Annotated in this window: 10 protein-coding genes; 6 read left to right on the top strand and 4 right to left on the bottom strand. The window is 72.4% G+C overall.

Annotation, left to right across the window (positions count from 1 at the left end):
* The first annotated feature begins 336 nt into the window (after positions 1-336).
* A complete protein-coding gene (locus WME90_RS10615; RefSeq protein ID WP_437280973.1) occupies positions 337-765 on the top strand; it encodes a hypothetical protein in 429 nt (142 codons plus the stop codon).
* A 419-nt stretch (positions 766-1,184) separates the two neighbouring features.
* Here WME90_RS10615 and WME90_RS10610 read toward each other — a convergent pair whose 3' ends face one another.
* Positions 1,185-3,239 (bottom strand): hypothetical protein, encoded by a 2,055-nt coding sequence (locus WME90_RS10610; protein ID WP_437280972.1) that lies wholly within the window; start codon positions 3,237-3,239, stop codon positions 1,185-1,187.
* A 162-nt stretch (positions 3,240-3,401) separates the two neighbouring features.
* Between WME90_RS10610 and WME90_RS10605 the strand changes: the two genes are divergently transcribed.
* Positions 3,402-4,199, top strand: coding sequence for a sulfite exporter TauE/SafE family protein (locus WME90_RS10605; protein ID WP_437280971.1), 798 nt, complete (start codon positions 3,402-3,404; stop codon positions 4,197-4,199).
* Positions 4,200-4,215: 16 nt separating this feature from the next.
* On the opposite strand, the gene WME90_RS10600 is transcribed toward WME90_RS10605, so the two are convergent.
* A complete protein-coding gene (locus WME90_RS10600; RefSeq protein ID WP_437280970.1) occupies positions 4,216-4,836 on the bottom strand; it encodes an SAM-dependent methyltransferase in 621 nt (206 codons plus the stop codon).
* A gap of 15 nt (positions 4,837-4,851) precedes the next feature.
* On the bottom strand, positions 4,852-5,985 hold the full coding sequence (locus tag WME90_RS10595; protein ID WP_437280969.1) for a lysylphosphatidylglycerol synthase domain-containing protein: 1,134 nt from the start codon (positions 5,983-5,985) through the stop codon (positions 4,852-4,854).
* 114 nt (positions 5,986-6,099) lie between these two features.
* Here WME90_RS10595 and rfbF point away from each other — a divergent pair, with 114 nt between their 5' ends.
* From rfbF to WME90_RS10575, 4 genes are read left to right on the top strand one after another with little or no spacing between them, the layout of a single operon-like run.
* Positions 6,100-6,870 carry a glucose-1-phosphate cytidylyltransferase gene (gene rfbF, locus WME90_RS10590; RefSeq protein ID WP_437280968.1) on the top strand — a complete coding sequence of 257 codons (771 nt, stop codon included), beginning with the start codon at positions 6,100-6,102 and terminating at the stop codon, positions 6,868-6,870.
* The gene (gene rfbG / locus WME90_RS10585) at positions 6,831-7,943 is read left to right on the top strand and encodes a CDP-glucose 4,6-dehydratase (RefSeq protein WP_437280967.1); all 1,113 of its coding nucleotides are present in this window, start codon (positions 6,831-6,833) and stop codon (positions 7,941-7,943) included. Before rfbF ends, rfbG begins: the two co-directional genes overlap by 40 nt.
* A complete protein-coding gene (locus WME90_RS10580) occupies positions 7,940-8,902 on the top strand; it encodes an NAD-dependent epimerase/dehydratase family protein (protein WP_437280966.1) in 963 nt (320 codons plus the stop codon). The genes rfbG and WME90_RS10580 overlap by 4 nt, the downstream gene beginning before the upstream one ends.
* Positions 8,899-9,936, top strand: coding sequence for a glycosyltransferase family 2 protein (locus WME90_RS10575; protein ID WP_437280965.1), 1,038 nt, complete (start codon positions 8,899-8,901; stop codon positions 9,934-9,936). Before WME90_RS10580 ends, WME90_RS10575 begins: the two co-directional genes overlap by 4 nt.
* On the opposite strand, the gene WME90_RS10570 is transcribed toward WME90_RS10575, so the two are convergent.
* The gene (locus WME90_RS10570) at positions 9,894-11,627 is read right to left on the bottom strand and encodes a DUF6798 domain-containing protein (RefSeq protein ID WP_437280964.1); all 1,734 of its coding nucleotides are present in this window, start codon (positions 11,625-11,627) and stop codon (positions 9,894-9,896) included. The two genes, WME90_RS10575 and WME90_RS10570, sit on opposite strands and share 43 nt — an antisense overlap.
* Positions 11,628-11,717: the final 90 nt, after the last annotated feature.

Below are 11,717 nucleotides of genomic sequence, written 5' to 3'. Positions count from 1 at the left end.
TCTTCGTGGGCCTCGGAGGCACGGCGGGACCGTACCCAGCCGGGGCCCACATGCCAAGGACCAAGGGTCTTCTGGTGGCCGCCAGCTTACGTCTCCGACGCGCTGGCCGGATATCGCGGGTTTCCAGCGAATTTACGTCGGCCGCGTCGACCGCGTCGCCAACGTCGACCACTCGACAGAGAGCGGATTCAGCAGGACGCCGAGATGACGAAGCGACAAAAGAAAGAGTTCACGCCTTTGTTGCCCCGTGATAACGCATCCGAGAACTCGGTTGTCGATAGTGGGTTCGCAGCAGGCGAGTGGCCTGCCAGCCACCGTTGAGGAAGGGGGTTCGAGATGAACGAGAGCGTCTCCGGACAGGCCGCGGCCGGCAGCAATGGTTCCGATCGCGCGAAGCTCAGCATTCCGCAAGAGGGCCTGATCTACACCTGGGTTGACGGCGGCCTCGGCGTCGTCGAAGAGATCGTGCGCGCGGGGTTCGGCTTCCTCGAGGACGTGCGTGTCGAGACGCAAGAGCGGCTCGGCGCCACACTCGACCTGATCGAGGGGGTCGATCGCAGCGTGTTCCGGGTCGCGCGCAAGGCGCTGGCCCGCGTGGACGGAATCAGCGAGCGCGCCCTCACGAGCAGCCAGAATGGCTGGTTCGCGCTGCTCGGCACGATCCGCCGCACATCGCAGGGCGCGGCGGGGCTCGCCTCCGAGACGGCCGTCGCCATCGTCGGCGAGCGCAAGGCGACACAGCAGCTCGTCATGCAATCATCGTGAGCGCGACGAGCGCAAAACACCGCTCGCCCCGCCGGTGATAAGGAAGTCGGGCGGCGAAGCGAACCGCCATGGCGCCAAGAAACCAGGGGAATGGAATGCGGGAAAGAGAAAAACCGCAAGGACGCAAGGGGCGCAACAGATGACAGATGAGAGACAGATGAGAGATAGATGAGAGACAAAAGATGAGAGATAAGATAATTTTCTGTTTTCCCCTTGCGCCCCTCGCGCCCTTGCGGTTTTTCTTCTCTTCTGTTGATTTCCCCGACACTCTAATGTGACGGTGTTCCAGGCGAGGAGCGCCGCGTGCGCCCCGCTCTTCCCGCTCGCACCCCCATTGAATCACGCGCACACGGCCTCGCCGGTCACCGACGCTTGCCGGCGGGCGAGGGCCATCGACACACGCCCGTACGTCCCGCCGGTCAGCGCTCCCCGGCCCCTCGCCCTGGCTTCCTCCAGCGGTAGAGCCCGATGGCCAGCGCGAGCACGGCGGCGCCCAGCCCGGCGACGGCGAGGAGCCGCGCCGTCGCGCTCCACCGGTCGAGCGCCCATGGATTGGCCTGTCCCGCGCCGTCCGCCTCGCCTCGCGCACCCGGGAGCGGGACGAGCGCGCGGCGCGCCGCCGCCGCCTCGGCGAGCGCGCGGCGGACGCCGGCGGCGTCGAGCGAGGCGTCCGGCGGGATCAGGGCGCGCAGCGCGGAGCGCGCCCTGAAGAACGGGGCGCCGTCGCTGCTCCACGCGGCGGCCGCGCTGTCGAGCGCCTCGTCGAGGGCGGCCGGGATCACCTCCTTGACGATCGCGTCCACCGCGCCGGGCGACGCCGACCTCGCCAGCGCGATGTAGCCCGCGTCCTGGATCCCTCGGCGCAGGCTCTTCAGGCGCATCGAGGGGAAGACGCCGGGAAAGCCGGCGGATCGCGACGAGAACGCGCCCCGCTGCGTCCCGGGATAGAGCAGCATGCCGTCGCCGAGGCACGCGTCGCCGTCGCGGTTGTGGAAGTTCTCGGCGACCGTGAACGGGTCGACGGGCCCCCTGCCGCCGCGGTTGCCGTCGTGCCAGAACGCCGTCTCCCACAGGAACCAGCGATCTACCTGGTGCGAGGCCGCGATCCAGCCGTCGGCCATGAGCCCGGTGAGCGGCGCGTCGATCATGAACGTGCCGGTCCGCGGCAGCGCGCCGTTGTACACCCAGAGCCGCTGGCCGGCCTCGCGCGCGGCCTGCGCCCACGTGGAGTCGAAGCGGTTCGCGGGCGTGAGCACGAGATCGACGTCCTGCTCCACGGGGCGGACCTCGCCGCACGAGTGCCCCACGAGCACGCGCGACGACAGGCGCGAGCCGCGGATCAGCCGGCGCCACCCGGGCCCGCGGGGGCTCTCGCACTGCTCGTCGACCGCGTACAGCATCACGTCGTCCACCGCCGGCGGGAGGAGATCCGCGACCGCCTCGACGCGGCGGAGGGCCGTCTCCCCGGGATCGCCGAAGCCGCCGTAGGCGCCGAGCGCCACCGCCGAGGGCGGCACGCCCGCGCCGGGCCCCCGGTAGCCGCGCGCCTCCGTGAAGAGCGAGCCGTCGATCGCCGCGCGCAGCCGCTCCACCTCGGCGGGGCTCCGGACCGACGCGAAGCCGTCGACGTGGTGCTCGTGGAGCAGCTGCCAGAGCTGCTGCTCGACGGCGGGCCCGTCGCCGATCCGCGCGGCGACCTCATCGACATCGTAGAACCCGAGGAAGTCGACGGCGCGGTACGGCAGCGTCGCCGGGGCGACGTCGAGCCTCAGATCGAGCGACGCGAGCTCGCCGTGCGAGGCCGAGCGGACCACCACCCTGCCCTCGTGAGCGCCGGGGACGGCGCCCTCCGGGACGTGGAGATCGATCCAGACGGCCCGGGTCTCGCGAGCGCCGACCTCGAGCGGGTACGGCGCCCAGGGCGGCGCGAGCTCGACCGGGATGAGCGCGTCGGGGAGGAACCCGAGGTGCGCGTCGTCGGGCGGACGCGCCGCAGGGCTCCACCCGAGCGACTCCAGGGGTCGCTGTTCGTTGCGCGAGCGCCGCGTGATCTCGACGTAGTGCTCGACGAAGCGGCCGATCGAGATCGCCTGCGCGGGCGGCGCTCCCGCGGCCTGGGTGGGCTGCTGCGGCGCCGGCGGCGCCTTGGGGCCGGCCGCGGGGCCGAGCGGGGAGAGCTCGACCGTGACGCCGCGCACGGGATCCGCGCCCGCCTCGACGACGACCTGGAACGCGACGACCTCCGCGCGGAGCGCGCCGAGCCGGATCGGCTCGCCGGGCCGGAAGAGCGCGTTTCCTTCGCCGCGCGAGAGCGGCAGGCCGACGTCCTCCCGGCGGACCCGCGTGCCGTCGTCGGCCACCCAGACGCGCGCGCCCTCCGGCGCTCCCTCGCCGGCGGCGGCCGCCTGAGCGAGCGCGCCGCACGCCATGGCCGAGAGCAGCGCGGCGGGGAGGAGCGGGAAGGATCGCGGCATGGCGCTGGGCTTTCCGGGGAGGAGCGACCGCCGGGGTCGGCCGCCGCATCATCCTAGGAGCGCCGCGCCTGCCCCCTCAAGCGCGGCGTGGCCGGCGGTACGCGGGCCGCAGGCGGCGGCGCGGCGGTTGACAGGCCGGCGGAGCTCGGGCGATCTCGCGCCGTGGATCTGACGAGAGCGGCACTCCTGGCCGGCGGCGCCGCCGTGGCCGGCGCCATCAACGCGGTGGCCGGGGGCGGCACGCTGGTGTCGTTCCCCGCGGCCATCGCGGCGGGGCTGCCCCCGCTCGCCGCGAACGCGACGAACGCCGTGGCGCTCACGCCCGCGTCGCTCGCGTCGGCGTGGGCGTACCGCCGCGAGCTCTCCCGGGACTACCGCGTCCTCGGCGTCCTGTTCCTGCCGTCGCTGCTCGGCGGGATCGCGGGCTCGGCGCTCCTGCTCGTGACGCCGCAGCGCGTGTTCGACGCCGCCGTGCCCGGGCTCGTGCTCCTCGCGACGCTGCTCCTGCTCTGGCAGAACCTGCGCCCGGCGAGGCCCGCCGCGAAGGACGGCGCGGCGGACGACGGCGCGGCGGAGCGCTTCGCGCTGCCCTCTCGGCCGTGGCTCGTGTTCCTGCTCCAGTTCCTCGTGAGCGTCTACGGCGGCTACTTCGGCGCGGGCATCGGCATCATGATGCTGGCGCTCCTCTCCTCGTTCGCGGGCAACGTGGACATCCACAGGCTGAACGGGATCAAGACGGTGCTCGCGAGCCTGATCAACGGCGTGGCGGCGCTCGCGTTCCTGTTCGCGGGCGCGGTCGACGCCGTCGCCACGCCGATCATGATGGCGGCGGCGGTGATCGGCTCGCTCGCCGGCGCCGTTGTCGCCCGGCGCCTCGAGCCGAGGAAGGTGCGGTGGTTCGTTGTCGCGCTCGGCCTCGTGCTCACGGCCAAGCTCGCGTGGGACCGGTTCGGCGCGTAGGCGCGTAGGCCAGAGGCTACGCGACCCGCGGCGACTCGAGGATCATCATGAAATGGGAGGCGGGCATCCTGAGGGTGTCGCCCACGAAGCGCTCCTCGATCCGGCCGAAGGACTGGCTGGCGAGGCGCCGGAACGCCTGCGGGGGGCGGATGTAGTCGCCGCGATCGTTCTTCGCGATGAGCCGCGCCAGCGAGGACTGGCCCTCCCAGAGGGCGGTGTCGAGCGTGATCACGCGGCCCGAGGGGCGGAGCGAGCGCGCGACGAGCGAGAGCAGCGAGCTCGCCACCTCGTCGTCCACGTGGTGCAGGAGGCCCAGCATCAGGACCCTGTCGAAGGGGGCCAGCGCGCGCGCGTGCAGCTCGCCGAACGGCTCGTCGTAGAACCTGGCCCGATCCCCGTGGCGCGCGCGCGCCGCCGCGATGTGGCGGCGATCCGTGTCGAACCCGTGGTAGTCGACCGCCGGCAGGCGATCGAAGTAGTACGCCGGGCCGCAGCCGATATCGAGCACGCGATCGCCGGGGCGAAGATCGAGCGCCTCGAGGCACTCGCGCCGGGCCAGGTCGGCCCCGACGAGGCGCTGGGAGAGGACGTACAGGGCCGCGTGGCCGCGATCGAGCAGGTGGGAGGAGAGCGCCATGAAAGGGCGGCGAGCCTAGCTCGCGCCCGGCGGCGAGGGTAGCCCCTCCGGCCTCACGTCCTCGGCCGGATTTTCAGCGAAGGCCTGGCGGAGCGGCGCCCCCTCGACCGCGAGCGCGACGGCGCCGAGCAGCACCGCGAGGCCGATCTGCAGCGAGTAGGTCGAGAAGACGAGCGCCGAGCCGGGGCCCATCACGGCCTCCGGCGCGAAGTAGAGCGAGAGCGCCGCGTAGACCGCCATCTGGAACGTGCCGAAATACCCCGGGGCGTTGGGGAGGAGGACGCCGAGGTGGAGCACGCCGACGACGACGGCCGCGCGCGCAAAGTCGATGGGCAGCAGGCCGCACCCGAAGGCGAGGATCTGCATCGCCCACACGTTGAGGAGGAAGTACCCCGCCGTCGCCAGGAGGAACGGGACGGTGTACCGGAGCCGGGGCAGGAAGCCGAGGCCCGAGGCGACCCGCTCCACGGCGTCGGCCAGGCGGCCCGCGAGCTTTGTTGAGACGAGCCCGACCACGCGCTCGGTCGCTCGCCGCGCCCAGGCCCTGCGGAAATAGAAGACGCCGATCGCGACGAACGCCGCGCCGAAGACGGCGAGCGCCAGGTAGGCGGCGCGCGGGACGGCGGCGGCGGGGACCGCGAGATCGCCGATGCGATCGGGGAGCGGCTCGCGGGGGTGCGCGAGCGAGAGCCCGGCGAGGAGCAGCGCGCTGAGGAACAGGCCGTCGATGATCCGCTCGGCGGCCACCGTGCCCGCCGCCGCCCACGCGGACAGCCCGCGGCGGCGGATGAGCAACGGGCGCACCGCTTCCCCGGTGCGGAACGGCATCAGCACGAGCGCGCCGTAGCCGATGAAGGACACGGTCACGACGCGCCGGAGCGGCACGGGCTCGATGGGCTCGAGCAACCACGTCCAGCGGTGGGATCGCAGGTAGAGCGCGCCGACGTAGAGCACGCCGTGCAGCGCGACGGCCCACCACCGCACGCCCGCGAACGCGGCCCCGTCCGGCACGACCGGCAGCCCGCCGGCGCGCAGCACCCACGCGCAGCCGAGCGCGACGACGAGCGACGCCGCGATCGCGAGGCGGTGCCTCTGCAAGCTCCGGAACCGGAAGACGCCTCGCGGCGGCGCCGGCTTCGCCATGCTCATGCGGCCGCGTCTACCACGGCCCTGCTGCCCGAGGTAGCGAAGCCCGACGTGCCCACACCTCGCGCCGTGTAAGTTCCGTCGATCTGATCTATCCTCCCGCGCCCGATGGAACCCATGAAGGTCGTCCTGCTCGCCGGAGGCTTTGGAAGCCGGCTCTCAGAGCACACAGAGGCTCGCCCGAAGCCGATGATCGAGATCGGCCCGTATCCGATCCTCTGGCACATCATGCAGATCTACGCGGGCCACGGGTTCAACGATTTCGTCGTCGCCTGTGGTTACAAGGGCGAGGTCATCAAGGATTACTTCCACAACTTCTATGTTCGCAGCACGGACTACGTTGTGAACCTGCGCGACGGCGCACAGCGCTTCGTCCGCAGCGCCGCGCCCGACTGGACCGTGTCCCTCGTGGACACGGGGCTGAACACGATGACCGGCGGCCGGCTCCGGCGCCTCGACGGCTGGCTCGACGGCCCGCGCTTCATGTGCACCTACGGCGACGGCGTGGGCGACGTGGATATCCGCCGCGTCGTCGAGTTCCACAAGGCCCACGGGAAGCTCGCGACGGTCACGGCCGTCCGCCCGCCGGCGCGCTTCGGCGGGCTGTCGCTCGAGGGCAACCTCGTCCGCGAGTTCTCGGAGAAGCCCCAGTCCGGCGAGGGCTGGATCAACGGCGGGTTCTTCGTGTTCGAGCGGCGCGTGCTCGATTACATGACCGACGACGCCACCGTGCTCGAGCGCGAGCCGCTCGAGCGGCTCGCCGCGGAGGGCCAGCTCGCGGCGTACCGGCACGACGGCTTCTGGCAGCCGATGGACACGCTGCGGGAGAAGCGGCTGCTCGAGTCGCTGTGGGAGTCCGGCAAGGCGCCCTGGAAGACCTGGGCATGACCGGCGGCGGCGCCTCGTTCTTCGCCGGGCGCTCGGTGCTCGTCACAGGGCACACGGGCTTCAAGGGCAGCTGGCTCTCGCGCTGGCTGACGCTCATGGGCGCGCGCGTCGTGGGCTTCGCGCTGCCGCCGGAGCAGAAGCCGAGCCTGTTCGAGCTCGCGGGCATCGCGCGCGACATGGCGTCCGTGACCGGCGACGTGCGCGATCTCCCGGCGCTGCTCTCCGTGGTCGAGGAGCACCGGCCGGAGATCGTGCTGCACCTCGCGGCCCAGCCGCTCGTGCGGCGCTCGTACCGCGAGCCCGCCGAGACGTTCGCGACCAACGTGATGGGCACGGTGAACGTGCTCGAGGCGTGCCGCCGCGTGGGCTCCGCGCGCGCGATCGTCGTCGTGACCTCGGACAAGTGTTACGAGAACCGCGAGTGGGTCTGGGGCTACCGCGAGGACGAGCCCATGGGCGGGCACGACCCGTACAGCAGCAGCAAGGGCTGCGCCGAGCTCGTCACGGCGGCCTACCGGCGCTCGTTCTTCTCCGGCAGCGGCGCGGCCGTGGCGTCCGCGCGGGCCGGGAACGTGATCGGCGGGGGCGACTTCTCCGAGGATCGGCTGGTGCCCGACATCGTGCGCGGCGTCGCCGCGGGGGAGACGATCGTCATCCGCAACCCGCTGGCGACCCGACCCTGGCAGCACGTGCTCGATCCGCTCGGGGGCTACCTCCTGCTCGCGCGGCGGCTGTGCGAGGCGCCCGCGGCGCACGAAGGCGGCTGGAACTTCGGGCCGCGCGACGGCGACACGCGCCCGGTCGGCGGCGTCGCCGAGCGGCTCGTCCGGGAGCTCGGGCGCGGCGAGCTCCGGCTCGTGCCGCCCGAGCAGCGCTCCGGGCCGCACGAGGCGCAGCTGCTGCACCTCGACATCAGCAAGGCGCGCGCGCGGCTCGGCTGGGCGCCGCGGCTGACGCTCGACGAGGCCCTCGCGCTGACGGCGCGCTGGTACCGCGCATACCTCGACGACCCCGCCTCGAGCCGCGGCGAGCTCGACGCGCAGATCCGCGCCTACGGGGTCGACGTCGCATGAGCGCCGGGCTCGGCACGGTCCTCGTCACCGGCGCCACGGGGTTCATCGGCGCGGCGCTCGCGGCGCGGCTCGCTGCCGCGGGGGCGCGGACGGCGTGCATCGTCCGCGCGGACAGCCCTCGCCGGGGGCGGCTCGCGGGCGTCGCGGGGGTGGAGGTCACGCCCGTCTCGTCGTTCTCGACGCCGGAGCTCGCGCGGGCCGTCGCGGCGATCCGGCCCGAGGTGGTCTTTCACCTGGCCGCGTCCGGGGTGAACCCGAGCGAGCGGGATCCGGAGCTCGTTGTGGACGGGAACGTGGGCTTGACCACGCGCCTGCTCGCGGCGCTCGCGGCGACCGAGGCGCACCGGCCGGCGCGCTTCCTCCACGCGGGCTCGTGCTCCGAGTACGCCCCGGCCGAGGAGCCCGCGCGCCTCCGCGAGGACCACCCGCTCGAGTCGACCTGCGTCTACGGCGCGGCCAAGGCGGCCGCCTACCTCTGCGGCAAGGCCGTCGCGGCGCGGCTCCGGATCCCCTTCGTCGCGCTGAGGCTCTTCGGCGTCTACGGCCCGGGTGAGGGCCCCGCGCGCCTCATCCCGCACCTCATCGCGCGCTTCCGCGCGGGCGAGGCGCCGGCCCTGACGCCCGGCGCGCAGGCGCGCGACCTCACCTACGTCGACGACGTGATCGAGGCGCTGATCGCCGCCGCGACGTCGCCACGCCTCGAGCCTGGACAGGCGTACAACGTGTGCTCGGGCGTGCCGGTGCGCGTCCGGGAGGTGGCCGAGCGCGTCGCGCGCGCGGCGGGCTGGCCCGGAGACGACCTCGGCCTCGGGCGTCGCCCCTACCGGGACGACGAGCCGATGTGGATCGTCGGTGATCCATCGCGCTTCGCGGAGGCGACCGGGTGGCGGCCCCGCGTGCCGCTCGACGAAGGTGTGCGGCGCATGCTCGGGGCCGCCGATGCGGAGGGAGCGCCGTGAGCGACGCGGTGAGCGGGCGCAAGCTGATCTCGATCGTCGTGCCGGTCTACAACGAGGAGCGCAACGTGGCCCCGCTCTACGAGGCGGTCACCGCGGTGATGCGCCGTGTCGCGGATCGGTACGACCACGAGCTCGTCTTCACCGACAACCGCAGCACCGACGCGACCTTCGACGAGCTCGTGAAGCTGGCGGCGCGGGACGAGCGGGTGCGGGTCTTCCGCTTCTCTCGCAACTTCGGCTTCCAGCGCTCCATCTACACGGGATACATGAAGGCGCGCGGGGACGCGGCCGTGCAGATCGACTGCGATCTGCAGGATCCGCCGGAGCTCATCCTCGATTTCGTGAAGGAATGGGAGGCGGGCGCCAAGGTGGTTTACGGGATCCGCCGCAGCCGCAAGGAGGGCTACCGCATCACGCTGCTCCGCCGGGTGTTCTACCGCCTGATCGATTTCCTGAGCGAGGATCACCTCCCCCACGACGCGGGCGACTTCCGGCTCGTGGATCGCCGGGTGCTCGACGTGCTGCGGCAGGTCGACGACACGAAGCCCTACCTGCGGGGGATGCTGGCCACGCTCGGGTTCAAACAGACGGGCATCGCCTACGATCGGGCCGCGCGGGAGCGGGGCGAGAGCAAGTTCCGGATGAAGGATCTCGTCGGGCTGGCGCTCGACGGCATCCTCAGCCACTCGACCGTACCGCTCCGGGTCGCGACCTACACGGGGCTCGTGGTCTCGGCGCTGACGCTCCTCGCCATCGCGGGCTACGCCGTCGGCAAGATCGTCTACGGGGCGGACTGGCCTGCTGGCTTCGCGACGACCACGCTGCTCATCCTGCTCTCGCTGAGCATCAACGCCCTGTTCCTGGGGATCATCGGCGAGTACGTGGGCCGCATTTACCAGCAGGTGCGCAGGCGACCGCTCACGATCATCGACCAGAGCGTGGACCGGGCGCCGCCGCGCGAGGCGGGCGCGGCGCCCAGGGACGAGCACCGCTATTCGCGCACGTCCAGCACGGTGAACGCGCCGTTGGAATAAGCGGTCTTGTATTTGCGCAGCTCCTTCTCCTGGCCGCGGCGCACGACGACGTAATCCACGCCATAACGCTGCCGCAGGGCCTGGACGCGGGCCTCGTCGAGGCTGCTGTAGCCCTCCAGATCCCTGTGGCTGCGGAGCTTGCGCCCGATGACGTCCTCCAGCCGGCGGACCCACTCGAGCACCTCGCCGGGAACGATGGGGTTCGACTTCCAGTCGACGACGATCGGCCGCCGCCCGTGGTAACGCATCCTCTCGTTGTCCGGCGGCGTCAGGAAGATCGCGTCGACAGGGGTGCTGGCCTGCATCCAGGTGAACAGGGACTGCTCGTCGGCGCGCAGGCCCGAGAGCACATTGGAGCTCCGACCCACGTCCCCTAGCCTCGGCACGAGGAACGCGAGCAGGACGGCGAGCGCGCCGGCGAGCCCCACGAGGGCGCCGCCGCGCTGCCAGAGCGCGCGGGCGCGCGCCAGGCCGGGCTCCGGCGCGAAGCGCTGGGCGGACTCGTAAATGAGCCGGGACAGCGCGGCAGCGGCCACGACCGCGGTGGCCAGGGCCGGGACGCGCGCGGACTCCTGGACGCTGCCGTGCAGGGCGAGCGCCCCGAGGCCGCCGACGATCAGGGCCATCGCGGTGGTGTCATAGCGGCGCCCGGTCGAGGGCTCGAGGATGACGCGCGCCGCCGCCGCGCACGCCAGCGCCGTGAGGAGCAGCTCCACGTGCGGCGTGATGCGCCACGGGAAGAGCTGCGTGACCGGGCGCAGCCCTGCGAGGGCCGAGAGGCCGACGCCAGTCCAGATCACGAGGAGGAGCGCGAAGATCAGGGTGACGAGCCTCGCCGCGGAGCCCTTGCGGTTCCTGGTGAGCGGCACGGCCGCGCCCAGCCCGAGCAGGTGCCAGGCGATGAAGCCGAGGAAATCGCGCTCGCGGCCGTCGATGATGAAATGGTGAGGGGACCGGATGGTCGTGTAGATCTCCTGCGCGAGCCTCGCGTCCTTCGCGCCGGCGGTGGCCAGGATCATCGGCGCGAAGAGCGCCAGCACCGCGAGCGGCGGCAGGAGCTGCCGCGAGGCGCGGTGCCAGAGCTCCTTCGGATCGCGCGCGCCGAGCGCGAGGTGCGCGAGCGCGTACGCGCCGAAGAAGAGGATCAGGTAGTTCGCGTGGAAGAGGCCGCTCGCGGCGAGCGCAATGCCGGAGGCGAGCCACCGGCCCCGCACGAAGAACGGCACCGAGATGAAGAACGCCGCGGTGCCCAGCGAGGAGGGCTGGAGGATGTAATCGAAGGCGAAGATCGCGCAGGCGCCCCGGGTGCGCGTGAGCGTGGCGAACGCGACGAGCAGGAGAAAGCCGGGCAGCGCGTGGCGGCGCTCGACGATGGCCCGCAGCAGGAAGTAGAGCGCGGCCGTGCCGGCGCCGATGACCAGGGTCTGGGCGATGCCGACGGCCCACCCCTTCTCGTTGAGCGCGAGGAGCCCGGCAGCCAGGTACTTGAACGTGGGGTGGTAATGGGTCGTGCTGGTCGCGAACCAGTCTCGCGCGAGGATGTCGGGGTGCACGAGCCGCAGCGACCCGAGCATGTACACGACCTGATTGTCGATGCCGCAATTCCACCCGAACGAGGCGCCGAACAGCAGCGATACAACCGCCGCCAGCGCGACCTCAGCGCGATCCCTGATGCTTTCCAGCCGAGACATGGCGCGCGAGACTAGCGCGCGACCGAGCGTACAGCCAAGGGGCAGCTCGATCGATCGCGCGTGTCGGCCGGCGCCTTGTGAGCCTCGTCG

The sequence above is a fragment of the Sorangium sp. So ce375 genome (assembly GCF_051473855.1).
In the GTDB taxonomy this organism is placed as follows: Bacteria; Myxococcota_A; Polyangia; order Polyangiales; family Polyangiaceae; genus Sorangium.
This window is presented reverse-complemented; position numbering and strand designations above follow the sequence as displayed.